Source organism: Ornithinimicrobium sp. CNJ-824 (genome assembly GCF_001942405.1).
Taxonomy (GTDB): domain Bacteria; phylum Actinomycetota; class Actinomycetes; order Actinomycetales; family Dermatophilaceae; genus Ornithinicoccus; species Ornithinicoccus kibberensis.
Window position 1 is genome coordinate 34,147 of sequence record NZ_MKKA01000010.1, and the last position, 25,572, is coordinate 59,718.

Sequence of the window (25,572 nt, forward strand, 5' to 3'; positions counted from 1 at the left end):
TCAGCGCCGGCGCACGTCGACGAACCGGACCTTGCTCCCCGGTGCCGTCGGCATCCGGTCCAGGGGGTAGGACAGGTCCTGCTCGGGCAGGTTCGCCTCCAGCCGGGACAGCTCGGCGGCGGTGAGCGCCAGCAGCCCCACCGTCACCAGCTCCCCGGGGCAGCGGTGGCCGGTCTCCGGACGGCCTCCGCCCTGGGGCAGGAAGTGGTCCGACCAGGCCAGGTCGGCGCCCTCCCCGGTGAAGCGCTCCGGGTCGAAGCGGTCCGGCTCGTGCCAGTGCTCGGCGTCGCGGTCGGTCCCGAAGATGTCGACGAGCACCCGGTCGCCGGCCGCGACCCGGGCTCCCTCGAACTCCAGGTCGTGCCGCGCGACGGCCGGCAGCACCGGCACGAAGGGGTAGTAGCGGCGCACCTCCTGGGCGACCGCCGTGGCGTAGGGCCCGTCGACCGTGGTCCCGCGGGCGAGGACCTCCTCGCTGACCCGTTCGCGCACGTCCGGGTGCTCGTGGAAGGCCAGCGCCAGGAACGCGGCGAACCGGGCGACCGCGATCGTCGGCCGGACCACGTTCTGGATCTCCACGGCGGCCAGATGGTCCGACAGCGGCTGTCCGTCCAGCTCGCGGTGGGCCAGGACCAGGTCGAGGGCGCTGCCGGGACGCACCGGCACCTCGCCGGCCCGTGCCCTGCGCACGTGCTCCTCGAACCAGCGGTCGCACTGGCGCCGCCGGACCTTCTGCAGCACGTAGGCGGGCCCGAGCACGGCGAAGCCGTCGACGATCTGCGCCTCCCACCGGGACAGCCGGGTCAGGGTCTCCTCGTCGGCCTCGATCCCGGCCCAGCGCATGATCGACCGGCCGTAGACGTCCACCGCGGCGTCGTACACGGTGCCGCCCTCGCCGGCCACCCACTCCCGGTCGATGTATGCCGCCCACTCCCGCCGTGCGTCGGCCATCAGCTCGCGCAGCGCGTCGGGGTCCATCGCGGCCCGGACGAAGATCGCCTTGCGGTTGCGGTGCGCCTCGCCGTCCATCCCGTGCAGCGACCCCTTGCCGAACAGGCCGCCGCCGATGATGGCCGGCATGGCACCGGTGCGCTGCATCCGGTCGGTGTCGTAGAACAGGCGCACCCCCTCCGCCCCGCGGACCACGAGGGCGGGCGAGCCGAGCAGCCTCATCGGGGCCCGCCGGGCCGAGCCGGGGCGCACCGCCGGCCCGAGCAGCCGGTCGGTGAAGCGGTAGCCCTTGCTCACGAGCCCGATCGTGCGGTCCTTGAGGTCTGCCATGGCCCCATCGTCGCCCACCCCACCCGGTGTCGCAGGTCGGGCGTAGCCTGCCCACCATGCCGACCCCGTCGTCCCCGCCCCCGGACGGACCGGCGCGCCGGCGCGACGGCATACCTCCCGGGTCCGGGTGACCTCCTCCCGCCGGGGTGCGCCGCCCGTGCGGCAGCGCACCCCCGCCACCGACCTCGTCGAGCAGACCGAGGTGGGCGAGCTCTACCTCCAGGGGCTGCTGCGGGCCCAGCTGCGCCTCGCGCTGACCGTGCTGGGCGTCTTCGCCGCCGCCCTGCTCGCCGTGCCGGTGCTCGTCACCCTCGTGCCGGCGACCGGTGCGGTGAGCCTGGCCGGCGTCCCCCTCGTCTGGGTGCTGCTCGGGGTGCTCGTCTACCCGGCGATGGTCGCGCTCGCCGCCTGGTACGCCCACCAGGCGGGCCGGCTGGAGACGCGGTTCAGCGACGTCGTCGGACGGGACGCCTAGTGTCCGGGGTGCTGCCCGGGCTGGCGGTCCTGGCCGTGTGCGTGCTCACGCTCGTGCTCGGCGTCTTCGGCCTGCGGCTGTCCCGGCGCACGAGCGACTTCTACGTCGCCGGCCGCACGGTCACCCCCGGCCGCAACGCGGCGGCGATCGGCGGGGAGTACCTCTCGGCCGCCAGCTTCCTCGGGGTGGCGGGGCTGGTCTACGACACCGGGGTGGACGCCCTCTGGTACCCGATCGGCTACACCGCCGGGTACGTCGTGCTGCTGGTGCTCGTCGCCGCGCCGCTGCGGCGGTCGGGCGCCTACACCCTGCCCGACTTCGCCGAGGCCCGGCTCGAGTCGCGGGCGGTGCGCCACCTGTGCACGGTGCTCGTCGTCTTCATCGGCTGGCTCTACCTCGTGCCCCAGTTCCAGGGCGCCGGGTTCACGCTGCGCCTGGTCACCGGGGCGCCCGAACGGCTCGGGGCGACGGTGGTCCTCGTCGTCGTCGTGCTCTCGGTCGCCGCCGGCGGCATGCGCTCGATCACCCTGGTCCAGGCCGTGCAGTACTGGGTCAAGCTCACCGCCCTCGCCGTGCCCGCCGGGGTGATCGTCGCGGTCTGGTGGGCCACCCGCGGGCCACTCCCGCAGGTCGACAGCTCCTGGCTGCTGCCGCTGACCGGGGAGGTCCCCGACCGGCACCACCTCTACCGGACCTTCTCCCTGCTGGTGGCGCTGGCCCTCGGCACGACGGGGCTGCCGCACGTCGTGGTGCGCTACTACACCAACCCCGACGGCGCCCAGGCCCGTCGCACGACGGTGCGGGTGCTGTGGCTGCTGGGCATGTTCTACGTGGTGACAATCGTCTACGGCGTCCTCGGCCGCGCCTACCTCGCCTCCTCCGCCGAGGACTGGCGGGCCGACACGGTGGTGCTCCGGCTGCCCGCGCAGGTCGTCGACGGGGTGCCGGCCGACCTGCTCGTCGCCGCGCTCGCGGGCGGGGCGTTCGCGGCGTTCCTCTCGACGTCCTCCGGGCTCGCGGTCGCGGTGACCGGAGTGCTCAACCAGGACGTCGTCCGGCCGCTGCTGGCCAAGGTCACCGGGGGCGACCACTCCGAGGTCACCGGGTTCCGGCTGGCCGCCGTGGTCGCCGTGCTCGTCCCCTACGGGCTGAGCCGGTTCTTCCCCGAGGTGGGGCTGGCCGCCTTCGTCACGCTGGCCTTCGTCGTGGCGGCCTCGACCTTCTTCCCCCTGCTGGCGCTGGGCGTGTGGTGGCCCCGGCTCACCGTGCCGGGGGCCGCCGCCGGGCTGCTCGTCGGTGCCGTCCTGGCCACCGGTGCCATCGGCGTCACGGTGCTCGTCGGCGACCGCCCCGGGTGGGCCGGCGCGCTCCTGGCGCAGCCGGCGGCCTGGACCGTGCCGGTGGCCCTGCTCACCGCCGTCGGCGTCTCCCTGGCCACCCCGCACCGGATCCCCCGCGGGACCCGGCGCACCCTCGTGCGGCTGCACACCCCCGAGTCGATCCCGACCGGGGCGCTCGGCGTGCCCGCGCGGCGCTGACCTCCGTCGGCGCTGCCGCTCGTCGCACGGCACCGTCCGCTCGTCGCCCCGCACCCGCCCCGGCCCGCGCGCCCGCCGAGGTCACGGCATACTCGGGAGCACGCAGCCCAGACGCAAGGAGGCATCCATGTCCGAAGAAGGACTGTCCAACCTGTTGCACGAGGAGCGCACCTTCCCGCCGAGCGAGGAGTTCGCGGCCGCCGCCAACGGCAGGAGCGAGCTCTACGAGCAGGCGTCCGCGGACCGGGAGGCTTTCTGGGCCGACCAGGCGCGGAAGTTCGTGAGCTGGGAGAACGACTTCGACCAGGTGCTCGACTGGTCCGACGCCCCGTTCGCCAAGTGGTTCGTCGGGGGCACCCTCAACGCCTGCGTCAACGCGGTCGACCGGCACGTCGAGGCCGGCAACGGCGACCGGGTGGCGATCCACTTCGTCGGGGAGCCGGGGGACACCCGCGACATCACCTACGCCGAGCTGCACCAGCAGGTGCAGAAGGCCGCCAACGCGCTCGCCGACCTCGGTGTCGGCAAGGGGGACACGGTCGCGATCTACCTGCCGATGATCCCCGAGGCGGTCGTGGCGATGCTGGCCTGCGCGCGCCTGGGCGCCCCGCACTCGGTCGTCTTCGGCGGCTTCTCCGCCGAGGCCCTGCACAGCCGCATCGACGACGCCGGCGCCAAGGTGGTCATCACCGCCGACGGCGGGTGGCGCCGCGGCAAGCCGGGCGCGCTCAAGCCGGCCGTCGACGCCGCCCTGGCCGTCGGCGACTCCCCGGTCGAGAAGGTCCTCGTCGTGCGGCGCACCGAGCAGGACGTGGAGTGGAACGACGACCGCGACCTGTGGTGGCACGAGCAGCTGGAGCAGGCGGCCGACACCCACGAGGCGCAGGCCTTCGACGCCGAGCACCCGCTGTTCATCCTCTACACCTCCGGGACGACCGGGAAGCCTAAGGGGATCTTCCACGCCACCGGCGGGTATGTCGTGCAGACCGCCTACACCAGCTCGGTGGTGCACGACATCCACCCCGAGTCCGACGTCTACTGGTGCACCGCCGACATCGGCTGGGTCACCGGGCACTCCTACATCGTCTACGGGCCGATGACCCTCGGCGCCACCCAGGTGATGTACGAGGGGACGCCCGACACCCCGCACCAGGGCCGGTTCTGGGAGATCGTCCAGGACAAGAAGGTCAGCGTCCTCTACACCGCCCCCACCGCGATCCGGACCTTCATGAAGTGGGGCAAGGAGATCCCGGCGAAGTTTGACCTGTCCTCGCTGCGGCTGCTCGGGTCGGTCGGGGAGCCGATCAACCCGGAGGCCTGGATGTGGTACCGCGAGGTCATCGGCGGGGACCGGTGCCCGATCGTGGACACCTGGTGGCAGACCGAGACCGGGGCGATCATGATCAGCCCGCTGCCCGGCGTGACCCCCACCCGGCCGGGCTCGGCCCAGCACGCGATCCCGGGCATCAGCGCCGCGGTCGTGGACGACATGGGGCAGCCGGTGGAGAAGGGCTCCGGCGGCTACCTCGTCCTGACCGAGCCCTGGCCCTCGATGCTGCGCGGCATCTGGGGCGACCCGCAGCGCTACAAGGACACCTACTGGAGCCGGTTCGAGAACGTCTACTTCGCCGGGGACGGCGCCAAGCTGGACGAGGACGGCAACATCTGGGTGCTCGGCCGGGTCGACGACGTGATGAACGTCTCCGGCCACCGGATGTCGACCTCGGAGATCGAGTCGGCCCTGGTGTCCCACCCCAAGGTCGCCGAGGCGGCCGTCGTCGGGGCCGCGGACGAGACCACCGGCCAGGCGATCTGCGCGTTCGTCATCCTGCGCGAGGAGGCCGTCCAGGAGGCCGACGAGGCGGGCGAGGGCTCGGACCTGGTCGCCGAGCTGCGCAACCACGTCGCCAAGGAGATCGGCCCGATCGCCAAGCCCCGGCAGATCATGATCGTCCCCGAGCTGCCCAAGACTCGCTCGGGCAAGATCATGCGCCGCCTGCTCAAGGACGTCGCCGAGCACCGGGAGGTGGGCGACGTCACGACGCTGGCCGACTCCTCGGTGATGAACGCGATCTCTGCGGGGCTCAGCAAGGGCGACTGACGCCGGTGGCACGCCCGGCCGGCTGCGTCAGCCGGTCGGGCGGCCGGTCCCCACGCGGCCGGTCCCCACGACGAACCAGGCCCAGGGACGGGCGGGCGGGAACCGCGTCAGGTATGCCTCGTCCGTCACCACCTCGAAGCCCGCCGCGCGGACCAGGCCCGGCACGTCCCGGGTGACGTGGCAGCCCCCGGCGACGGGGCCCCAGACGGGCTGGATGGCGTCCTGCACCCGCCGCACGCCCTTCTCCGGCGCGCGTGAGTGCTCGACGAAGTGCAGCGCCCCGCCGGGGCGCAGCACCCGACGCGCCTCGGCCAGCGCGGCCCGCACGTCGGGGACGGTGCACAGCGACCACGTGGACACGACGGTGTCGACGCTGCCGTCGGGCAGGGGGATGCGGGCCGCGTCCGGGCTGACCCGCTCGACGGGCCGGCCGAACTCGGCGATCCGCTCGCCGGCGATCTCCCAGGCGCGGTCGGAGGGCTCGGCCGCGAGCACCCGCTCGACCCCCGCCCGGTAGTGCGGCAGGTTGAGGCCGCTGCCGAAGCCGATCTCCAGCACGGTGCCGACGGCGTCGGCGCAGGCGCGCTCGCGCCACGGGCGGGTGACCCGCTCGGACAGGACGAGGTCGACGACCCGGGGCAGCACGCGCTCGCTCCAGGGTCCGGCGCCGGCGATCAGTCCTCCGGCGGCATCATGTGCCGCCACGGGCGGGCCAGGTGGAAGTCGCGACCGCTGACCTCCTCGACGGTGATGGCCACGACGTTGAACTTGGCCGAGCTGACCCAGGGCCGCAGCCGCAGGTTGTCGGCGTCGCGGGCCTCGTCGCCCTCGAGGATGCGCGCCTTGCCACGGGCGATGACGCTCCAGGCCCGCTCCTCGTCCTCGAGGATGTCGTCCACCTCGAACGCCACGTCCTCGTTCATGGCGACCCCCAGCAGCTTGGACCCCTCGGCGGTCCGGAAGACGAGCCGGTCCCCGTCGACCGCGTAGTTGAGAGGGCTGATGTGGACCTCGTCGGCGAGGTGGTAGGCCATCCGGCCGAACTCGGTCTGGCGGAGCCGCTCCCAGCACTCGTCCTCGGACAGGATCGGCGTCGACCGCTGTTCGGACATCTCATCCTCCTGTGGGTTCGTGCTTCCACTCTAGTGAGGTGGGGACCCGCCGTGACGGGCGGGGTGCGCCGGTCGGAGCGGGCGACGGGGGTGCCCAACGTCGGTCCCGCGACCTAGAGTGGGCAGGACACGGCGACAAGGAGGTTGCGGACGTGGACGAGCGCGAAGGCCCGCGCAGGCGCAGGCGAGGTCCGCGGCAGGACGGCGGCCCCGCCCCGGTGCCCGAGGGTGCCCGGGCCGACGCGGTGCGGGACCTGGCCCGGCGACGGGCCGGTGAGCGTGGCCCGCTGCTCGAGGTGCTGCACGACGTGCAGGACGCCCTCGGCTGGATCGACGAGCCCGACGTCCGGGTGCTGGCCGACGAGCTCAACCTCTCGGTCGCCGAGGTCCACGGGGTCGTCAGCTTCTACCACGACTTCCGGCGGATCCCGCCGCCCGCGCACACGGTCCGCGTCTGCCGGGCGGAGGCCTGCCAGTCCGTCGGGGCGGAAGGGGTGTATGCCGCTGCGCAGCAGGCGGTGCGGACCGCCGGCCCCGACGTCGAGCTGCAGCAGGTCTTCTGCTTGGGCAACTGCGCGCTCGGTCCCACGGTCGAGGCCGACGGCGTGCTGCACGGACGGGTCGAGGAGTCCCGGGTGCAGCAGCTGGTCGCCGAGCTCGCCGACCGTCCGCCCGCACCGGGGGTTCCCGAGACCCTGCCGACCGCCGACCAGGAGGCGCGCCGATGACCATCGTCTGGGTCCCCAGGGACAGTTCCGCCCGAGCCGTCGGGGCCGACGAGGTCGCCGCCGCCCTGGCACAGCAGCCCGGGGTCACGGTGCGGCGCAACGGCACCCGCGGCATGCTGTGGCGCGAGCCGCTCGTCGAGGTGGAGACGCCCGCCGGGCGGGTCGGCTACGCCAACGTCGCCCCGACCGACGTGCCCGGGCTGGTCTCCGGCGGCATGCTCGAGGGCGCCCCCGTCGGGAACTCCCTCGGGCCCGTGGCGGAGGACCCCTGGCTGACCGCCCAGCACCGGGTCAGCTGCGCCCGGCTCGGTCTGGCCGAGCCCACCGACATCGCGGCATACCGCGACGCGGGCGGCTGGGCCGGCCTGCGCCGGGCCCTGGACATGGACCCCGCCGACGTCGTCGAGGAGGTCGTCACCTCCGGGCTGCGTGGCCGGGGCGGTGCCGGGTTCCCGACCGGGATCAAGTGGCGCACCGTGCTCGAGGCGCAGGCCGACCAGAAGTTCGTGGCCTGCAACCTCGACGAGGGCGACTCGGGGACCTTCGCCGACCGGATCCTCGCCGAGGGTGACCCGTTCACCCTGCTCGAGGGGATGGCGATCGCGGCCGTCGCCGTCGGGGCCACGGAGGGCTACCTCTACGTCCGCAGCGAGTACCCCGACGCCATCGCCACCCTCGGCGAGGCGATCTCGGTGGCGACCGCCGAGGGCTACCTCGGCGAGGACGTCCTCGGCAGCGGGCGGTCCTTCACCGTCCACGTGCGGCGCGGTGCCGGCGCCTACATCTGCGGCGAGGAGACCTCGATGCTCGAGTCGATCGAGGGCCGCCGCGGCGAGGTCCGCGCCAAGCCCCCGATCCCCGCGCTGTCCGGCCTGTGGGGCTGGCCGACGGTCGTCAACAACGTGCTGACCTTCGCCGCCGTGCCCGCCATCCTCACCGGGGGAGGCGAGACGTATGCCGCCGCGGGCGACGGCCGCTCCCGCGGCACCCAGGTCTTCCAGCTGGCGGGCAACGTCGCCCGCGGCGGGCTCGTCGAGGCCGACCTGGGCACCGACCTGCGCGAGCTGGTCGAGGGCTTCGGCGGCGGCACCCGCTCCGGACGCCCCGTGCGGGCCGTCCAGGTCGGCGGACCCCTGGGGGCCTACCTGCCCGCGGCCGGCCTCGACGTGGCCGCCGGCTACGAGACGCTGGCCGAGGCCGGCGGGATGCTGGGCCACGGCGGGATCGTCGTCTTCGACGACACCTTCGACGCGGCCCGGATGGCCCGGTTCGCGATGGAGTTCTGCGCCGCCGAGTCGTGCGGCAAGTGCACCCCCTGCCGGATCGGGTCCACCCGGGGCGCCGAGACGATCGACCGGATCCGGGTCGGTCCGCCGGCCGAGCGCGAGGCCGCCCTCGTCCTGCTCGAGGACCTCTGCACGACGATGACCAGCGGGTCGCTGTGCGCGATGGGCGGCCTGACGCCCATGCCCGTGCGCAGCGCCCTGAAGCACTTCCCCGAGGACTTCGCCCCCGCCGGAGGTGGGGACGCCACCGGCCCCGACCCCCGCGCCGGGGCAGCCGCCGCCAGCACCACCAGGAGCGCGCCATGACCCTCACCCCGCACCGCCCGGCCGGCACGGCCTACGCCCCCGAGCCCGACCTGGGCACGCCCGCCGTGGAGACCGACGTGACCGTCCGCGTGACGGTCGACGACCGCGACGTCGAGGTGCCGGCCGGCACCTCGGTGCTGCGGGCGGCCAGGGAGGCCGGGGTCGACGTGCCCAGTCTCTGCGCCACCGACTCGCTGTCGGCGTTCGGGTCCTGCCGGTTGTGCCTCGTCGAGGTCGACGGGGCGAAGGGCACGCCGGCCTCGTGCACCACGCCGTGCACCGACGGGATGGTCGTGCGGACCGGCACCGAGCAGGTGCAGCGGCTCCGGCAGGGCCTCATGGAGCTCTACCTGTCCGACCATCCCACCGACTGCCCCGGGTGTGCGCGCGGCACCTGCCAGGTCCAGGAGATGGCCCGGCGCACGGGGGTCGCGGAGGTCCGCTACGGGCTGCCGACCCCGCCCGGGCCGGCCGACCAGAAGGGCACCACCGAGGCGTTCGTCGACAGCCCGGCGACCGGACGGCCCGACGTGCTGGCCATGGCCAGGGCGGGGCTGGCCCACCACGTCGACGGGGGCGAGGGCCGGGACGCCTCCAACCCCTACTTCGACTACGACCCCCAGGCCTGCATCGTCTGCTCCCGCTGCGTGCGGGCCTGCGCCGACGTCCAGGGCACCTTCGCACTGACCGTCGAGGGCCGGGGATTCGGCTCGCGGATCGCCCCCGGACCGACGGACATGCTCGGCAGCGAGTGCGTCAGCTGCGGGGCCTGCGTCCAGGCCTGCCCCACCGAGGCGCTGGTCGAGCGCTCGCTGGTGCAGCTGGGGATGCCGACCCGGGTCGTGGAGACCACCTGCGCCTACTGCGGGGTGGGGTGCACCTTCCGGGCGGAGATCCAGGACCGGCCGGTGGACGACGACGCCGACGTCCTGCCCGGCTCGCCGACGACCGTTCCCGAGGTCGTCCGGATGGTCCCGGCCCGCTCCGGCGGGGCCAACGAGGGCCACTCCTGCGTCAAGGGGCGGTTCGCCTACGGCTACACCAACCACGAGGACCGCCAGCTGCACCCGATGGTGCGCGACTCCATCGACGAGGAGTGGCGGGTCGTGTCCTGGGACGAGGCGATCCGGCGGGTGGCCGACGGCTTCCGCGCCATCCAGGACCGCCACGGCGTGGGCGCCGTCGGTGGCATCTCATCCTCCCGGTGCACCAACGAGGAGGTCTACGTCGTCCAGAAGATGGTGCGGGCGGCCTTCGGCAACAACAACGTCGACACCTGCGCCCGGGTCTGCCACAGCCCCACCGGCTACGGGCTCAACCAGACGTTCGGCACCTCCGCCGGGACGCAGGACTTCGAGTCGGTCGATCACACCGACGTGGTCCTGCTCATCGGGGCCAACCCCACCGACGCCACCCGGTCTTCGGTTCCCGGCTCAAGCAGCGGCTGCGTCACGGCGCGCAGATCATCGTGGCCGACCCCCGCCGCATCGACCTGGTGCGCTCGCCCCACGTGGAGGCGGCCTCCCACCTGCCCCTGCTGCCCGGCTCCAACGTGGCCTTCATCAACGCGATGGCGCACGTCGTGGTCACCGAGGGCCTGGCCGACGAGGAGTTCCTCCGCGAGCGCTGCGAGGACGTCGACCCCTACCTCGAGTTCATCCGCCGCGACGAGAACTCCACCGAGGCCACGGCAGCGGCCACCGGGCTGGACCCCGAGCAGGTGCGTGCGGCGGCCCGGCTCTACGCGTCGGCGCCCAACGGGTCGATCTACTACGGGCTGGGCGTCACCGAGCACAGCCAGGGCTCGACGATGGTCATGGGCCTGGCCAACCTGGCGATGCTCACCGGCAACATCGGCCGCAAGGGCGTGGGCGTCAACCCGCTGCGCGGGCAGAACAACGTGCAGGGCTCCTGCGACATGGGGTCCTTCCCGCACGAGCTGCCCGGCTACCGGCACATCTCCCGGCCCGAGGTGCGCGCGATCTACGAGGACCTGTGGGGCGTCTCCCTCGACCCGGAGCCGGGGCTGCGGATCCCCAACATGTTCGACGCCGCCATCGGCGGGACCTTCAGGGGGCTGTACGTCCAGGGCGAGGACATCGCCCAGTCCGACCCCAACCTGCAGCACGTGCGGGCGGCGCTGACCTCGATGGAGCTGGTCGTCGTCCAGGACCTGTTCCTCAACGAGACGGCCCGCTACGCGCACGTCTTCCTGCCCGGCAGCAGCTTCCTGGAGAAGGACGGCACCTTCACCAACGCCGAGCGCCGCCTGGGCCGGGTGCGGCCGATCATGCCGTCGAAGGTGGGCAAGGACGAGTGGCAGGCGGTCTGCGAGATCGCCACCGCGATGGGCTTCCCCATGCACTACGACGACGCGGCGCAGATCATGGACGAGATCGCCGCGACGACGCCCACCTTCGCCGGGGTCAGCCTCGAGCGGCTCGACCGGGAGGGCTCCATGCAGTGGCCGGTCAACGAGGCCGCCCCCACCGGCACCCCGACCATGCACGTCGAGCAGTTCGTCCGCGGCCGCGGCCGGCTGGTGCCGACGGTGTTCGTGCCCACGACCGAGACCACCAACCGGCGGTTCCCGCTCATCCTCACGACCGGCCGGATCCTGTCGCAGTACAACGTCGGGGCCCAGACCCGGCGCACGGCCAACAGCACCTGGCACCCCGAGGACGTGCTGGAGATCCACCCCTCCGACGCCGAGCTGCGCGGCATCCGCACCGGCGACCGGGTGGAGCTCTCCAGCCGGGTCGGCACCACGACGGTGACCGCCCAGGTCTCCGAGCGGATGCAGCCGGGCGTGGTCTACACGACCTTCCACCACCCGGTGACCGGCGCCAACGTGGTGACCACCGAGAACTCCGACTGGGCCACCAACTGCCCGGAGTACAAGGTCACCGCCGTCCAGGTCGCCGTGGCCAACGCCGGCCGGCCCGGCGACGCGGCCGACGGGGCGGCCGACGGCGCCGAGCTGGTCGGGTCCAGGCCGTCCGGGGCGTCGCGATGAACGGGCAGTCCGTGGACGACCCGAACCCGGCGGCCCCGGACCTGGCCGACCCCGACCTGGCTGACCCCGACCTGGACGCCCCGACGGACGCCGACCCGGTGCCCGACCAGGGACCACCGACCGGGGACGACGTCGACGCCCAGGAGCGCCAGCACCAGCCGGCCGACCTGCGCATGGGCCACGACATCGCCCGCGCCATGGCCCACCACCCGCCCGAGCGTGCCGCCGAGGAGATCGCCACCCACCTGCGCAAGTTCTGGGACCCCCGGATGCGGGCCACCATCCTGGCCCGGGTCGACCGCGGCGAACCGATGGACGACCTGCTCCGGGCCGGCGTGGAGCTGCTGCGCGAGGGCGAGATCGACCCATCGGAGGTGCGCAAGCCCTCCGGCGGCTGACCGAAGGGGGCCGGACGTCGGGGCAAGGACCTCGGCGCTCAGGCGCGCCCGGCCGCCCGGTGCCAGGCCCACATCGACGCCCCGGCCAGGCCCAGCCCGGCGCTGGCCAGCGCCGTCGTCAGCAGCGACGCGGTGACCAGCGGGATGATCGCCCCGGCCAGCACCGCGTTGAACGTCAGCGAGGCGAAGGTGGCCATCGAGGCCGCCGACCCGCGGTGCGTGGGGAACAGCTCGAGCATCTCCAGCTGCAGCATCGGGAAGACGACCCCGATGGCCACCCCCATGAGCGTGGGCCCGACGACGGCCCACGGCAGGGAGGGCACGACCGCGGCGAGCGTCACGTTGACCGTCCCCGCGACGAGCAGCCCGGCCATGGCCCCGTCGACGAGCCGCTGCGCGCTCAGTCGGCCGGCCAGCCGCCCGGTCAGCCACGACCCGAGCACGAAGCCGCCGATCTGCGGCACGAAGAGGACCCAGAAGTCCTGCTCGCCCAGGTCCAGCAGGTCCAGCACCACGATCGGCGCCCCGACGACGTAGACGAAGTAGCCCGACATCGCGAAGGCCGCCGCCAGCGCCAGGCGCTCGAACACCCAGGACCGGGCCACGGTGAGCAGGCCGCCGACGACCGACCCCAGCCGCAGCGGCTGCCGGTCCTGCGGGGGCAGGCTCTCGGGCAGGACGAGCACGACGAGCAGCGCCGCCACGACCCCGTAGCCGCCGACGAACCAGAAGATCCACGGCCACGGGCCCCACTGCAGGATCCACCCGCCCACGACGGGGGCGAGCGCGGGCGCCGCGGCGAAGATCATCATCACCTGGCTCATCAGGCGTTGGGCCTCGGCGCCGGAGAACAGGTCGCGGATCATGGCCCGGCTGACGATCGTCGCCGCGCCGGCGAAGAGTCCCTGCACCACGCGCGCGACGAGCAGCCAGCCCAGGGAGGGGGCCAGCGCGCACGCGGCTGAGGCCAGGACGTAGCCGCCCAGCCCCAGGAGCATCACCGGCCGCCGGCCGAGCGCGTCGGACAGCGGCCCGTGCACCACGCTCATCAGGGCGAAGGACAGCAGGTAGACGCTCGTCACCTGCTGCAGCGCGGCCGGGCCGGCGTCGAACGCCTTCCCCATCTGGGCGAACCCCGGGAAGATCGTGTCGATGGTGAACGGCCCGATCATCGACAGGGTCGCCAGCGTCAGGGTCAGCACCCACACCGGGCGGGTATGCCGTCGCGCGCCGCCGCCGGTCCCGCCGCGACTCACGCGGCGCGGGACCGGGGCGGCAGCTCGACGGTGAAGATCGGCAGGAAGAGCTGGGCGAGCGGACCGATGAGCACCGCGTAGAGCACGGTCCCCACGCCGACGATGCCGCCGAGCAGCCACCCGACGGCCACCACGGAGACCTCCAGGACGGTCCGGACCAGCCGGATGGAGCGGCCGCTCACCCGCGCGAGGCCGGTCATCAGCCCGTCCCGCGGGCCCGGGCCGAACTGCGAGCCGATGTACATCCCGGTCGCCACCCCGTTGAGCAGGATCCCACCGAGCAGCAGCAGGGTCCGCCAGCCCAGGTGGTCGGTCTGCGGGACGACCGCCAGCACCAGGTCGGCGGACGGACCGATGAGGAAGGCGTTGGCCAGCGTGCCCAGCCCGGGCTTCTGCCGCAACGGGATCCAGGCGAGCAGGACCAGGACCGAGGTGCCCACGACGATCGTGCCGAAGGTGAGCGGCACGTGCTGCTGGATGCCCACGTGGAGCACGTCCCAGGGGATCAGCCCGAGCACGCTGCGCACCACCAGCGCCATCGAGGCGCCGTAGAGGAACAGCCCGAGCAGCAGCAGCGTCAGCCGGGGCGCCAGCCGCCCCGCCCGCAGCTGCTCCAGGGGCCCGATGTCGGCCAGCTCCCGGCGGGGGCGCGCGGGGCCACGAGGTGGACGGGTGCGGTCGGACACCCCCGCAGTCTGCCCCACCCGCGTCCGGTGGCCGTCCCCGCCCGGTCCGCGGGGCGGGACCCGGGCGCCCACGGCATACGATGTCGCTGGTCCCGACCCCTCGACCTGGAGGTTGCTGCATGAGCTCGTCCCACCCCGGCATGGGTGCCATCGCCGTCGACGGGGGCTTCGCCTTCCGCGTGTGGCGCCCAACGCCGACGCCGTCTCGGTCGTCGGCGACTTCAACGGCTGGGACGACCAGGCGCACCCGATGGAGCCCGAGGGCAACGGCAACTGGTACGTCGAGGTGCCCGGCGCCGAGCACGGCCAGGAGTACAAGCTGCTGCTGACCAACGGCGAGCACACCTTCTTCCGGATCGACCCCCGCGCCTACGCGGTGACCAACTCGGTCGGCAACGGGATCCTCTACGACCACGGCCGGTTCGACTGGGAGGGCGACGAGCAGTTCGAGACCCCCGGGCAGCACGAGCTGGTCCTCTACGAGACCCACATCGGCTCCTTCGTCGACGCCGCCGACGGCCCCGCCGACCTGCACGACCTCACCGGCAAGCTGGACTACCTCGTCGGCCTCGGCGTCAACGCCATCGAGCTGATGCCGCTCATGGAGTTCGCCGGTGACTACTCCTGGGGCTACAACCCGGCGCACATCTTCGCCGTCGAGCACACCTACGGCGGCCCGGACGCGCTCAAGGCGTTCGTCCGGGAGGCCCACCGCCACGGCATCGCCGTCGTCGTCGATGTGGTCTACAACCACTTCGGCCCCAGCGACCTGTCCCTGTGGCAGTTCGACGGCTGGAGCGAGGACGGCAAGGGCGGCATCTACTTCTACAACGACTGGCGCTCGGAGACCCCGTGGGGCGACACCCGCCCGGACTACGGCCGCCAGGAGGTGCGCGACTTCATCCTCGACACGCCCGGATGTGGCTGCGCGAATACCACGTCGACGGCCTCCGGCTGGACATGACGCCCTACATGCGGCACGTCGACGGCTTCTCCGGGGACATCCCGGAGGGGTGGGAGATGATGCGCCAGGTCGGCGAGCTGGTCCGCACCGACTTCCCCGGCCGGCTGACGATCGCCGAGGACCTGCACAACGACCCGTGGGTCACCTCCACCGAGGAGGGCGGCGCCGCGCTCCACGCGCAGTGGGACAACCAGTTCGTCCACCCGGTGCGCGAGGTGCTCACCGCGCCGGGGGACGAGCACCGGTCGATCCCGGCGGTGGCCAAGGCCGTCATGCACCGCTACCACCACGCCTTCGACCGGGTCGTCTACACCGAGTCCCACGACGAGGTGGCCAACGGCAAGGCCCGGATCACCTCCGAGGTGCAGGGGCACAATCCCTCCGGCTGGGACGCCCAGAAGATGGCCACGCTCGGGGCCGCGCTGGTCCTGACCGCCCCGGGCATGCCGATGCTCTTCCAGGGTCAGGAGTTCCTCGAGGACGAGTGGTTCCGCGACACCGTCCCGCTGGACTGGGAGCGGGCCTGGGCGTTCCGGGACATCACCCAGCTCTTCCGCGACCTCGTGCGGATGCGCCGCAACCTCGACGGCGAGACGGCCGGCCTGTGCGGGCCCACCACCAGCCTCGTCAGCCTGGACGACGACGCAACGTCATCGCCTACGTGCGCTCCACCGACGACGGCCAGCACGTGCTCGTGGCCCTCAACCTCACCGCCCACGCCGTCCAGCGCGAGGTCGAGCTGCCCGGCGGTCGGTGGCGGGTGCGGTTCAACAGCGACGCCCGCCGCTACAGCCAGCTCTTCGGCGACCACGCGACGCCGGACCTGGACGTCACCGACGGGACCGGCCTGCTGGACCTGGGCCCCTACTCCTGCGTCGTCTACCTGCCGGAGGGCTGAGGCCCCTTCTCAGGCCCCGGCCCGCTGCGGGACGTCCGGGTCGGTCTCGCGCATCGTGTCCGGCGCCAGGCCGTGCTGCATGCCCCACCGGACCGCCTGCGAGCGGCGGGTCACCCCGACTTGCGGTAGGCGCTGCGGATGTAGGTCTTCACCGAGTTGATCGACAGGAACGCCCGGGAGGCGATGTCCACGTTGGTCAGGCCCTGGGTGATGAGGGCGAGGACCTCCGCCTCCCGCGGCGACAGCCCGTGGGGGCGGCCGGGCCAGTCGCCGGGCACCAGCTCCGGGCGCCGGTCCGGCGGGTCCTGGTCGGCGGTCAGCCCGGGCCGGGGCCCGATGGGCACGACGTGGGAGCGGGAGGGCGAGACGACCAGCTCGCCGGCGGCCACCCGTTCGAGGGCGGTCACCAGGTCGGCGGCCTCCAGGCCCTTGTCGAGATAGCCGCGGCAGCCCTTGGACAGGGCGACGTCCACGAGGCGGGGGTCGGTGTCCCAGGAGTAGACGCAGACTGCGCCGAAGCCCTCGTGGCGCACGGCCCGGTCGAAGTCCGCGCTGTCGACCTGGGGCGCGGAGAAGGTGTCGTAGAGGACGACGTCGACGTCCTGACGCACCGGCAGGCCCGCCGTCAGTTCGACGACCTCGACCCGGTCGTCGAACGGTTCCAGCATCGCGTGGACACCCCGCACGACCACCTCGTAGTCGTTGAGGATCGCCACCGTCACGGGCACAGTCACGACCAGAGAGTACGCCTCATTCGTCGGGAGCGCGGCCCGAACCACCCCTCGGGGTGTAGCACCGGCCCCGCCGGGTCACTAGGGTCACCGGTGTGACCTCCTCCCTGGCCGTGCTGACGATGACCCGTGGCCACCACGAGCAGCTGCTCGGCCAGGTCGACGGCATCTCGGTCGGCTCCAGGCCGGCTGACCTGCACGTCGTCGTCTCCATGGGGGACCGGGACCTCACCCGCAACCGGCTCCCTCTGGGCACCGACCGCTGGCGCACGGTCGTGCGCCCCGTGCAGACCGACCGTCGGGCGCTGCCCTACGCGGCGGCCCGCAACCTCGCGGCGCAGACGGCGATCGAGGAGGGGGCCGAGGTCCTCGTCTTCCTCGACGCCTCGGCCATCCCCGGCGGCCGGACCCTCGAGCGGTATGCCGAGGCCGTCACCGGATCCGGGCCGGGAGCGGCCGACCGGCCGGAGCCGGCCGGTCCGACCATGTGGTGCGGGCCCGTCCTGGAGCTGCCGCCGCCGGAGAACCCCGTCGTCGGCTACCCCTTCGGTCAGCTGCGCGACATCGCGGTGCCCACCCCCGGGGTGCCCGCCCTGGCGCCGGGGCAGTACGAGGTCGACCACCGCTGGGAGCTGTGCACCGGGTGCGCGTTCGCGATGAGTGCCCAGGACTGGCAGGCCGTCGGCGGCTACTGCACCGACTACGTCGGCCACGGCCTGGAGGACGTGGACTTCGGCCGGGCCGTGCACGAGGCCGGGGGCGCCCGCGTGTGGGTGGGGGGCGCGACGGCATACCAGCAGCCGGTGCCGCCGGCCGACGTCGCCGACGAGGTGCGGGCCGCGCTGCGGCACGCGGACGTGTGGCGCCGGCGGTGGGGCGTCGAGCCCGACGTGCCGTGGCTGCAGCGCCTGCAGGGGCAGGGCCACGTCCGCCGCGACGGGTCCGGCAGGTTCGTCGCCGCCTGACGGCGACGGAGCCGGCTCAGGGTGCCGTGCCACGGCGGGGACAGCACCCTGAGCCGGCGTCCGTCAGTCGGTCACCCGCACGTAGCCGTGCGCACCGCGCTCGGCGTCGACCATGATGTGCGACACGAGCGGGTAGTGCCCCGCCTCGGGGAAGGTCAGCTCGACGAACCCGCCCTGGGCCGCCTGCAGCCCGAGCGCCTGGGCCCCGGCGCCCTCGGCCGGGCCGTCGTCGTCGCCCAGCCGCCACGCCCCCTCCAGGTAGGTGCGGTCGAACTGCCCGCCGACGACGTGGAAGCTGGTCGGCCGGCTGGGGCCGGCGTCCAGCACCCAGATCCGGACCCGCTCGCCCACGCGGGCCTGGAGCATCTCGCCGGCGCTGCCGTACTGGTTGGCGATCCCGTTGAAGGTGACGAACGCCGGCCGCTCGGCCGCGATCGCGTCCATGTCGACCTCCGCCGGGCCACCCTCCGCGCCGCCGCCGCCGACGCCGGAGCCGGGCTCCAGGTAGACCTCGGACTGGACCAGGACGTACTCCCGGTCGACCTCCGGCAGCCCCTCCTCGGGCTCGATGACGACGGCCCCGTGCATGCCGGCGGCGATGTGCGCGCTCATCGGCATGGTCGAGCAGTGGTACATCCAGATCCCGGCCCGCTCGGCGGTAAAGCGGTACTCCAGCGACTCGCCCGGCGCGATCGTGCGCATCGGCCGGTCCGGGGCGAGCGCACCGGCGTGGAAGTCGATCGAGTGGCCCATCGTGCCGTCGTTGACGAGGGTGATCTCGAAGACGTCGCCGACCCGCCCCCGCAGGGTGGGCCCGGGCACCTGCCCGTCGAACGTCCACCGGGTCTGGGTGATCCCCGGCGCGACCTCCAGCTCGACCTCCTCGGCGGTCAGGGTCAGCCGGTGCACCCGCTCCTGCGGCATCGGCGGCAGCACCGGGTCGACCACCTCCTCGACGCGGGCGTCCGGGTCGATCGCCGGCGTGGCCGGGGCGGGGTATGCCGTGCCGGCCCCGGGGGTGCCCCCGGCCGCGTCGCTGCCGTGCGCGGCGTGGCCGCCGTCCGGCGCAGCGCCGTCGGTCCCGTCGGCCGTCCCGGCCGCGTCCACGCCGTCCCCGCCGGCGACCGCGACGTCGAGCACCATCCCCATCTGGCGGTGGCCCACGATCGTGCACCAGCCTGGGTGGGACCGGTGACCACGCCGACGTCGATGCTCGCCGACTCGCCCGCGGCCAGGCGGGGGGTGCGTTCCCCGAGCAGCTGGAGGTCGTGGACGTTGGTGGCGTCGGTGTTGGTCAGCTCGACGACGAGCCGGTCGCCGAGCGGCACCTCGACGGTCGAGGGTTCGAACCGCATCCCCACGGCCTCGACCTGCACGGTCGTGGTCCGCCCGGTCGGGGTGACCTCCCCGCCGGCCGCCTCGCCCGGCCCCGCGCCGGCCACCTGGCCGGCCGCGGTCGTGCGCAGCCCGGCGGCCGCCGGGTCGATCGCCACGCCGACGGAGACGGCGAGCAGCAATGCCGACACGGCGGCGACGAGCTGGCCGCCGGACCAGACCGACGGCAGCCGGTCCGCCGCACCGGTCGCCAGGCCGGGGGTAGGGGTGGCGCCGGCGGGCCGTTCCCCGCGGGCCCGCGCCTCCTCGACCTCCCGCTTCGCCGCGACCGTCGCCCGGATCGCGCCGACCATGAGCGGGACGAACACGGCCAGCGCCACGAGGACGAGGGCGGAGACGACCACCCGCACCCAGCTGGGCACCGGCAGCAGGGTCAGCGCCAGCCCGCCGTTGACGACGACCAGGCGGGCGGTGCCCCCCCGGTCGAACCACGCCTGGCCGGCCCGGACCACGGTCTTGCCGCCGCCCATGACCGAGGGGATGAGGTAGGACAGCGCCCCCGTCAGCAGCTGTGCGGCGAAGCGACGACGATCACGGCGCTCACCGGGCCGATGCCGTCGGCGAGCTCGGCCCAGGTCGACGTCGTCGCCAGCCGCCACAGCACCAGGCCGATGCCCAGCAGCCACCACAGCAGCGACAGGCCGACCGAGGCGGGGGCGAACTCCCGGGGAGGGGCGGTGCGCACGGGGGCGAGGGTCGCCGAGGCCCACCACAGCAGGGCGAGCGCGTAGCCCGCCAACCCCGCGAGGGTGAGCCAGCGCACGTCGGCCAGCGAGCCGGCGAGCAGGACCGCCAACGACCCCGCCAGCCCGGGCAGCGCCTGCCGGGCCCGCTGCTCGGCGCGCGGTCCGATGGGGGTGCGCAGCATCGTCGGCCACAGCGTCAGCAGGGTGCCGGTGACGGTGAGCCCCACCCAGCCGAGCACGTTGACGGTGATGTGCGCGAGGAGGAACCGGCCGTGCAGCCCGTCGTCCAGGCCGAGCGCCAGGGTGGCGCCCAGGGCGGCGCCGACGGGCAGGCAGACGGCGGCCGCGAGGTAGTAGCGCACCGTCACCCGGAACCGGCCGGGCAGGGCGGCCCGCAGCCGGCGCCACAGCTGCACGCCGTGCCAGCCGACCGCGACGGCCACCAGGGTCGCGCCGACGACGGTGAGCCACCAGGTGGCGGTGGGCACGCCGACGAGGGTGACGGTGGTGCCGACGAGCAGCAAGGTCAGCCGCCGGCTCTGGTCGCGCCGGTCGTCCAGGCCGGGCCGGGTCTTCAGCAGCGCCTGGGTGAAGTGGGTGCTCCACACCATGATCGAGTGGGTCAGCGCGCCGAGGAGCACGAGGTGCACCATGAGCCAGCGCGACCCGGGCAGGAACGGGTGCACCAGCGTCAGCAGCGCGGCCAGCGTCAGCCACAGCAGCCCGGGGTAGTCCCGCAGCGGCCACCGCCCGCGGGCCCCGGCGGGTGCGGGACGGCCCGGGGTGGCGGAGGGGTATGCCGCCGCCCCGGCGGGTGCGTCCGGCGCCGGAACGGGCCGGGCGGGCTCGAGCTTCTGCGAGGGGGTCATGGTCCTTCGAGGGTTCGGGCCGGGGTGCGGGTGGTCGGACGGGCGGGGCGACGGGTGGGGCGGCGGGCGGCCACCAGCGCCGTGGCCACCGCGGTGAGGACGAAGAGGAGCAGCGCGGCCACGTTGCCCGCGGCGCACCGGTCCAGGTCGCGACGGTACCCGTCGGGGCGGGGACGGTGCCGGAGAGCAGGGCGGCGGCCACCCGGACGAGCAGGGTGGCGTGCAGCAGGACGAGGGGGGCCCACATCCAGCCGCTGTAGGGCAGGCGCACGCGCAGCACGGCGGGCAGGATGACCGGCGCGTGGGCGAGCACCATCGACATGGCGTAGCCGAGGAAGACCGCGTGGACGACCACGTCGTAGACGATGCCCTCCGGCCGGCCGACGACCAGCAGGAGCAGGCCGGCCAGGAGCAGCCAGGCGTAGCCGGCCAGGAGCGCGGCCGCGGCGAAGCGTGGCAGGCCGGTGGCGTGAATCGTCCGGCGGGCCACGTCGTGGCGCAGCAGCCAGGCCGTGAGCGCCAGCAGCAGCACGGCGGTGGCCCGGCCGCCCCACACCGGCCACAGGAGGGCGGCCAGGCCCGACGCGGCGAGCGGGACGGTGAGCGCGACCAGCCGCCCGCCGGCCCCCGGGGGCATCGCCAGCCGGGCCAGCTCGACCCGCTCGGCCGCGATCGTCAGCACGACGAAGCCGACGAGGAGCAGGAGCACCTCGGCCACCGGCACCCGGGTCAGCAGCAGGGCCGCGCCGACGGCGAGCACCGCCCCCAGGGCCTGCACGGCGACGGTGGGGTCCTCGTTCCGGCGCCAGAGCACCGCATACACGAGCACGAGGACGAGCATCCCCTGGGCGAGCAGCAGGCGACCCAGGAGCGGGTCGGCCAGCAGCACGAGGGCCAGCGCGCCAGCGCCCAGCAGCCCGGGGGCGAGCAGCCCCCAGGGGCGGCGCAGGGCCACCGCCCGCTCGAGGGCGATGACCGTGCCGAGGAAGCCGAGCACCATGAGCGAGCCGTGGAGCGCGGCGAGCCGGGCGCTGCCCGCCGGGGCCGGCACCCCGGCGAGGGTGAGGGCGGCGTCCAGCCCGGCCAGCAGGGCGAGCCCGCCAGGGAGCAGGAGCAGGGGGGCGGACCTCACGGGGCGGGGGTGGCTCCGTCGACCTCGTCCCAGTCGGGACCGTCCAGGGCGATCGCCGAGGCGGGGAAGAGCCCGTTGTCCTCCCGGTCGATGTGGTGGCGCAGGTCGTGCCAGAACTCCTCGAACCGGTCGTGGTCCCCGGCGCGCACGGCCGCGAGCTGGTCGTCGAGGGTGGTGTGCTCGGCGCAGAGGCTGTCGATGTGCTCGGTGAACTCCTCCTGGCGGCGCATCACCGAGAAGAGGCCGACCTCCTCGGCCTGCGTGTGCGGGGAGAGCAGCGCGGCGACCGCGTCGCACGCGCGCTCCACCCCCGCGTGGTCGCCGCCCTCGACGGCCCGGCGCAGCCGGCCTGCGGCGTTGACGATCTCGGTGTGCTCGGCCATGAAGCGGCCGATCACCGCGATCGACTCGCAGCCGCAGTAGGTGCACATCAGGCGTGGCGGGTGAACCGCAGCGTCCAGGCCTCGGGGCCGCGCTCGAGGTACTCGTGCGCGACGGCTTTCCCCTCGCGCTCGGCGAGCTGGGCCAGCAGGGGCAGCGGGTCGTGATCGGCCACGAGGTCCATCTGCTGCCCGGGGCGCAGGCCGCCGATGGCGCCGAAGATGCTGGCGTGGCGGACGGCGTGCGGGATGACGCGGACGTCCAGGGCGGGGATGCCCTCGTCGGCGCAGCCGCAGGCGCACCCGCCGTCGCGGACCTGGGTGACGTCGAGCTGGGTGCGAGCGGTGTCGCTCATGGGGAACTCCTCTGCTGGCGGGGCTGTCGGTCGCCACCCCATTTAGATGAATCAAGGGGTCGCAATCACCACTATAGAGCGTCGGAGCCCGGCCGTGCACCTTGCGCGGCCGGGCTCCGACCGGACGTCTGCGAGCAGCCGCTCAGCTGGGCTTCGGGGCCCCCGGACGGGCGTAGCGCCACCAGGTGATGCCCACGCACATCACGGCGAAGACCAGGCCGATGACGTAGAAGATCGTCGGGGTCATCAGGGTCAGGCCGATGCCGAAGAAGAACGGGCCGAAGGCCGCGATCGCCGCCGTCCAGCCGATGACACCACCGGCCTGGCGCCGCTCGAAGATCATCGGCATCTGCTTGAAGGTCGAGGCGTTGCCGATCCCGGCGAAGAGGAAGATCGCCAGCATGCCCCACAGGAACCGGTCGAAGCCGGCATCCAGGGTCGCGGCCGAGGTGGTGTCGGGCACCAGGGCGGTGATGGTGAAGCCGATCGAGGCGATCAGACCGATCCCGGAGATGAGCGTCCAGAGCGCGCCGCCCATCTTGTCGGTCAGCGGGGAGAACAGCACGCGGGCCCCGGCGCCGACGAGCGGTCCGAGGAAGACGAACTTGACCGCCTCGGGCACCTCGTAGTTCTCGATGAGCAGCTGGGCGCTCTCCCCGGCGCCCTGGACGATCTCCGGGTTGCCGGCGCCGTAGAGGTTCTTCATGAGGAGGCCGAACTGGGCCGACAGCCCCGAGAAGGTGCCGAAGGTCATGATGTAGAGCAGGGTCATGTACCAGGTGTCGGGGTTGGAGAAGATGTCGAACTGCTGCTTGATGTTGGCGGTGACCGGCACCGACTTCAGCGCCAGCCACGCCCAGCCGGCCCCGACGAGGACGAAGGGGATCCAGAAGAAGGCGGCGTTCTGGTACCAGACCTCCTGGTTGGCCTGACCGGCCAGCTCCATCATCTGGCTGTTGCCCAGGAAGCCCAGCATGGAGAAGCCGATGAGCCAGGGGGTCAGCAGCTGGACCAGGGAGACGCCGAAGTTGCCCAGGCCGGCCTGCAGGCCCAGGGCCGTGCCCTGGAGCCGCTTGGGGAAGAAGTAGGAGGTGCTGGGCATGAACCCGGAGAACGCCCCGCCCCCGATGCCGGCGAGGAAGGCCAGCACCATGAGCTCCCAGTAGGGCGCGGTCGGGGCCTGCACCCGCACGCCCCAGCCCAGCAGCGGGAAGAACAGCAGGCCAGTGGTCAGGGCCACCATCGCCCGGGTGCCCATGATCGGCGGCAGCACCATCCAGACGATCCGCAGCAGACCGGCGGCCAGGCCAGGCATCGCGGCCATCCAGTAGAGCTGGGTCTGGGTGAAGGAGTAGCCGATGTCGTTGAGCTTGGGGATGATCGCGCTGGGCAGGAACCAGGTGACGAAGGCCAGGGTCAGCGTGAACGTCGTGATCCACAGCGTCTGCCAGGCCAGGCCCTTGTCCCAGGTGTCCTCGTTCTCGGGGTCCCAGTCCTGCAGCCAGCGGCTGCCGATGCGGCGGGAGTCGGTGGTCATGCGCGGGCCTCCTGGACGGATCCGGTCGGGTGGGGGGCGGGCTCGTCGAGCTTGTCGGCGACCTCGGGGGAGCGCTCGTGCAGCATCCGCACGACCGTCAGGTGCATCCACAGGAGGCAGACGGCCACGAGGACGAAGAGCACGAAGAACGTGGACGTGGGGAACCCGGTCCACACCTTGGTGTAGGCGAACAGGGGAGGAAGAATGAACCCGCCCAGGCCGCCGAGCATGCCGACGAGGCCGCCGACCGGCCCGACGTTGCCCGGGAAGTACTCCGGGATGTGCTTGTAGACCGCGGCCTTGCCCACGCCCATCGAGCAGCCGAGGAGGAAGAGCAGGACGGTGAACGGCACGATGTGCATCGCGTAGGCCAGGTGCTCGGTGCTGGTGCCGTCGGCGTGGTTGATGACGATGTGCCCGTTGGGCATCATGAGGACGCCCGTCGTGGCGAGCATGACGAAGAAGGTGCCGTACATCGCCTTGCGGGCGCCCCAGCGGTCGGAGAACCAGCCGCCGACCGGGCGCAGCAGCGAGGCCGGGAAGATGAACAGCGCGGTCAGCAGGCCCGCGGTCGTCAGCGAGACGTCGAAGTTGTCCATGTAGTACAGGGGCAGCCAGGCCGAGAGGGCCACGTAGGCGCCGAACACCGCGACGTAGTAGAGGCTGAACCGCCACACCCGCAGCTGGCGCAGGGGCGTGAGCATCTCGGCCAGGCTCTTGCTGGCGCCGGGCATCCGGTCGACCTTGGGGGTGAGGAACCACACCGCGACGGCCATGAGCAGCAGCAGGACGCCGTAGACGACCGGGATGAGGCGCCAGCCGCCCTGCACGCCGAGGGCGTAGGTGGTGCCGGCGGTGGCCAGGATGATCGGCGGGCCGATGAACTTGGTCACCGAGGCGCCGACGTTGCCGGCCCCGAACAGCCCGAGGGCGAAGCCCTGCCGTTCGCGGGGGGCCCAGGCGGCGTTCCAGGCGATGCCCACGCTGAAGGAGTTGCCCGCGAAGCCGACGAGGAAGGCCAGGGCGAGCAGCATGCCGTAGCTGTCGGCGCGGCTGACGAGGAAGGCCGGGATCGCGGTGAGGGCCAGCATGGCGGTGAAGACCTTGCGGCCGCCGATCCGGTCGGCCAGCATGCCCGCCGGCAGGCGCCACATCGAGCCGTTGAGGACCGCGACCGCCGAGACCCAGGACAGCTGGGTGTCGGTGAGCCCGAACTCGTCCTTGATCGGCTTGCCGAGGATGCCGAACATCAGCCAGACGGCGAACATGAGGGTGAACGCCACGGTGGACGTCCACATGACCCGGTTGGCCCCGGACCGCTGGGCCGGGTCCGTCCGGCCGGCGACGCGGTGGTCGTCATTTGGTCTCCTGATTAGAGGAATGATTCATCACAAAGGTGTCGTGGCAGACTTTACACCCGGGAGCACCCCCTGCGACAGTGCCGGAATGTGGCGTGCACGACATTCCGGAAATAGC

At 73.4% G+C, this 25,572-nt stretch carries 23 protein-coding genes and 2 pseudogenes; 11 read left to right on the top strand and 14 right to left on the bottom strand.

The window, feature by feature from the left end; genetic code table 11:
• Nucleotides 1–1,281: a cytochrome P450 gene (locus tag BJF81_RS04190; RefSeq protein WP_075957282.1), complete on the bottom strand. Its 1,281-nt coding sequence runs from the start codon at nucleotides 1,279–1,281 to the stop codon at nucleotides 1–3.
• A 157-nt stretch (nucleotides 1,282–1,438) separates the two neighbouring features.
• Here BJF81_RS04190 and BJF81_RS17225 point away from each other — a divergent pair, with 157 nt between their 5' ends.
• The 3 genes from BJF81_RS17225 to acs all read left to right on the top strand — a co-directional run bounded on the left by BJF81_RS17225 (nucleotide 1,439) and on the right by acs (nucleotide 5,395).
• Complete coding sequence (locus BJF81_RS17225; protein WP_237770006.1) at nucleotides 1,439–1,756, top strand: hypothetical protein; 318 nt, start codon at nucleotides 1,439–1,441, stop codon at nucleotides 1,754–1,756.
• Nucleotides 1,756–3,294 (top strand): sodium/solute symporter, encoded by a 1,539-nt coding sequence (locus BJF81_RS17230; RefSeq protein WP_075957284.1) that lies wholly within the window; start codon nucleotides 1,756–1,758, stop codon nucleotides 3,292–3,294. Before BJF81_RS17225 ends, BJF81_RS17230 begins: the two co-directional genes overlap by 1 nt.
• A 127-nt stretch (nucleotides 3,295–3,421) precedes the next feature.
• On the top strand, nucleotides 3,422–5,395 hold the full coding sequence (gene acs / locus BJF81_RS04205) for an acetate--CoA ligase (RefSeq protein WP_075957285.1): 1,974 nt from the start codon (nucleotides 3,422–3,424) through the stop codon (nucleotides 5,393–5,395).
• A gap of 27 nt (nucleotides 5,396–5,422) precedes the next feature.
• On the opposite strand, the gene BJF81_RS04210 is transcribed toward acs, so the two are convergent.
• The gene (locus tag BJF81_RS04210; RefSeq protein ID WP_158068608.1) at nucleotides 5,423–6,040 is read right to left on the bottom strand and encodes a class I SAM-dependent methyltransferase; all 618 of its coding nucleotides are present in this window, start codon (nucleotides 6,038–6,040) and stop codon (nucleotides 5,423–5,425) included.
• A 29-nt stretch (nucleotides 6,041–6,069) separates the two neighbouring features.
• On the bottom strand, nucleotides 6,070–6,507 hold the full coding sequence (locus tag BJF81_RS04215) for a pyridoxamine 5'-phosphate oxidase family protein (protein WP_075957286.1): 438 nt from the start codon (nucleotides 6,505–6,507) through the stop codon (nucleotides 6,070–6,072).
• A gap of 152 nt (nucleotides 6,508–6,659) precedes the next feature.
• Here BJF81_RS04215 and BJF81_RS04220 point away from each other — a divergent pair, with 152 nt between their 5' ends.
• From BJF81_RS04220 to BJF81_RS04235, 4 genes and pseudogenes are all read left to right on the top strand, one after another.
• Nucleotides 6,660–7,235, top strand: a complete 576-nt coding sequence (locus tag BJF81_RS04220) for an NADH-quinone oxidoreductase subunit NuoE family protein (protein WP_237770007.1) — start codon at nucleotides 6,660–6,662, stop codon at nucleotides 7,233–7,235.
• On the top strand, nucleotides 7,232–8,827 hold the full coding sequence (locus BJF81_RS04225; protein ID WP_083663983.1) for a formate dehydrogenase beta subunit: 1,596 nt from the start codon (nucleotides 7,232–7,234) through the stop codon (nucleotides 8,825–8,827). Before BJF81_RS04220 ends, BJF81_RS04225 begins: the two co-directional genes overlap by 4 nt.
• Nucleotides 8,757–11,843 (top strand): annotated as a pseudogene (gene fdhF / locus BJF81_RS04230) (formate dehydrogenase subunit alpha); the annotation flags it as partial. The gene BJF81_RS04225 and the pseudogene fdhF, both read left to right, overlap by 71 nt.
• Nucleotides 11,840–12,241, top strand: a complete 402-nt coding sequence (locus BJF81_RS04235; protein ID WP_075957288.1) for a formate dehydrogenase subunit delta — start codon at nucleotides 11,840–11,842, stop codon at nucleotides 12,239–12,241. The pseudogene fdhF and the gene BJF81_RS04235, both read left to right, overlap by 4 nt.
• Nucleotides 12,242–12,279: 38 nt before the next feature.
• Here the strand turns inward: BJF81_RS04235 and BJF81_RS19065 are convergent, their stop codons facing one another.
• Together BJF81_RS19065 and yczE are read right to left on the bottom strand one after the other, a co-directional pair.
• Complete coding sequence (locus BJF81_RS19065) at nucleotides 12,280–13,497, bottom strand: multidrug effflux MFS transporter (protein ID WP_237770008.1); 1,218 nt, start codon at nucleotides 13,495–13,497, stop codon at nucleotides 12,280–12,282.
• Nucleotides 13,494–14,183 (bottom strand): membrane protein YczE, encoded by a 690-nt coding sequence (gene yczE, locus BJF81_RS19070; RefSeq protein WP_075957309.1) that lies wholly within the window; start codon nucleotides 14,181–14,183, stop codon nucleotides 13,494–13,496. Before yczE ends, BJF81_RS19065 begins: the two co-directional genes overlap by 4 nt.
• Before the next feature lie 181 nt (nucleotides 14,184–14,364).
• On the opposite strand from yczE, the gene BJF81_RS19075 reads away from it, so the two are divergent.
• The 3 genes and pseudogenes from BJF81_RS19075 to BJF81_RS19085 all read left to right on the top strand — a co-directional run bounded on the left by BJF81_RS19075 (nucleotide 14,365) and on the right by BJF81_RS19085 (nucleotide 16,045).
• On the top strand, nucleotides 14,365–15,147 hold the full coding sequence (locus BJF81_RS19075; RefSeq protein WP_237770009.1) for an alpha-amylase family glycosyl hydrolase: 783 nt from the start codon (nucleotides 14,365–14,367) through the stop codon (nucleotides 15,145–15,147).
• An 8-nt stretch (nucleotides 15,148–15,155) separates the two neighbouring features.
• Nucleotides 15,156–15,566, top strand: a pseudogene (locus tag BJF81_RS19080) (alpha-amylase family glycosyl hydrolase); the annotation flags it as partial.
• 275 nt (nucleotides 15,567–15,841) lie between these two features.
• Nucleotides 15,842–16,045, top strand: a complete 204-nt coding sequence (locus tag BJF81_RS19085; RefSeq protein ID WP_237770016.1) for an alpha amylase C-terminal domain-containing protein — start codon at nucleotides 15,842–15,844, stop codon at nucleotides 16,043–16,045.
• Nucleotides 16,046–16,155: 110 nt separating this feature from the next.
• On the opposite strand, the gene BJF81_RS04255 is transcribed toward BJF81_RS19085, so the two are convergent.
• On the bottom strand, nucleotides 16,156–16,779 hold the full coding sequence (locus BJF81_RS04255; protein ID WP_237770010.1) for a LuxR C-terminal-related transcriptional regulator: 624 nt from the start codon (nucleotides 16,777–16,779) through the stop codon (nucleotides 16,156–16,158).
• Nucleotides 16,780–16,871: 92 nt separating this feature from the next.
• Between BJF81_RS04255 and BJF81_RS04260 the strand changes: the two genes are divergently transcribed.
• Nucleotides 16,872–17,741 carry a glycosyltransferase family 2 protein gene (locus tag BJF81_RS04260; protein WP_075957290.1) on the top strand — a complete coding sequence of 290 codons (870 nt, stop codon included), beginning with the start codon at nucleotides 16,872–16,874 and terminating at the stop codon, nucleotides 17,739–17,741.
• A 63-nt stretch (nucleotides 17,742–17,804) separates the two neighbouring features.
• Here BJF81_RS04260 and BJF81_RS20805 read toward each other — a convergent pair whose 3' ends face one another.
• The 8 genes from BJF81_RS20805 to BJF81_RS04285 form a co-directional block, all read right to left on the bottom strand.
• Nucleotides 17,805–18,689: a multicopper oxidase domain-containing protein gene (locus BJF81_RS20805; protein ID WP_342447076.1), complete on the bottom strand. Its 885-nt coding sequence runs from the start codon at nucleotides 18,687–18,689 to the stop codon at nucleotides 17,805–17,807.
• A complete protein-coding gene (locus tag BJF81_RS20810) occupies nucleotides 18,638–19,735 on the bottom strand; it encodes a hypothetical protein (protein WP_342447077.1) in 1,098 nt (365 codons plus the stop codon). The genes BJF81_RS20805 and BJF81_RS20810 overlap by 52 nt, the downstream gene beginning before the upstream one ends.
• Nucleotides 19,639–20,691: a hypothetical protein gene (locus BJF81_RS20815; RefSeq protein ID WP_083663984.1), complete on the bottom strand. Its 1,053-nt coding sequence runs from the start codon at nucleotides 20,689–20,691 to the stop codon at nucleotides 19,639–19,641. The genes BJF81_RS20810 and BJF81_RS20815 overlap by 97 nt, the downstream gene beginning before the upstream one ends.
• Nucleotides 20,688–20,813: a hypothetical protein gene (locus tag BJF81_RS20240; protein WP_269087307.1), complete on the bottom strand. Its 126-nt coding sequence runs from the start codon at nucleotides 20,811–20,813 to the stop codon at nucleotides 20,688–20,690. The genes BJF81_RS20815 and BJF81_RS20240 overlap by 4 nt, the downstream gene beginning before the upstream one ends.
• 1,006 nt (nucleotides 20,814–21,819) lie before the next feature.
• On the bottom strand, nucleotides 21,820–22,254 hold the full coding sequence (locus BJF81_RS04270; RefSeq protein WP_075957291.1) for a hemerythrin domain-containing protein: 435 nt from the start codon (nucleotides 22,252–22,254) through the stop codon (nucleotides 21,820–21,822).
• On the bottom strand, nucleotides 22,254–22,559 hold the full coding sequence (locus tag BJF81_RS04275; RefSeq protein WP_075957292.1) for a DUF2249 domain-containing protein: 306 nt from the start codon (nucleotides 22,557–22,559) through the stop codon (nucleotides 22,254–22,256). Before BJF81_RS04275 ends, BJF81_RS04270 begins: the two co-directional genes overlap by 1 nt.
• A 142-nt stretch (nucleotides 22,560–22,701) precedes the next feature.
• Entirely contained in the window at nucleotides 22,702–24,096 is a 1,395-nt protein-coding gene (locus tag BJF81_RS04280) for an MFS transporter (protein WP_075957293.1), read from the bottom strand.
• A complete protein-coding gene (locus BJF81_RS04285) occupies nucleotides 24,093–25,379 on the bottom strand; it encodes an MFS transporter (RefSeq protein ID WP_237770011.1) in 1,287 nt (428 codons plus the stop codon). Before BJF81_RS04285 ends, BJF81_RS04280 begins: the two co-directional genes overlap by 4 nt.
• Nucleotides 25,380–25,572: the final 193 nt, after the last annotated feature.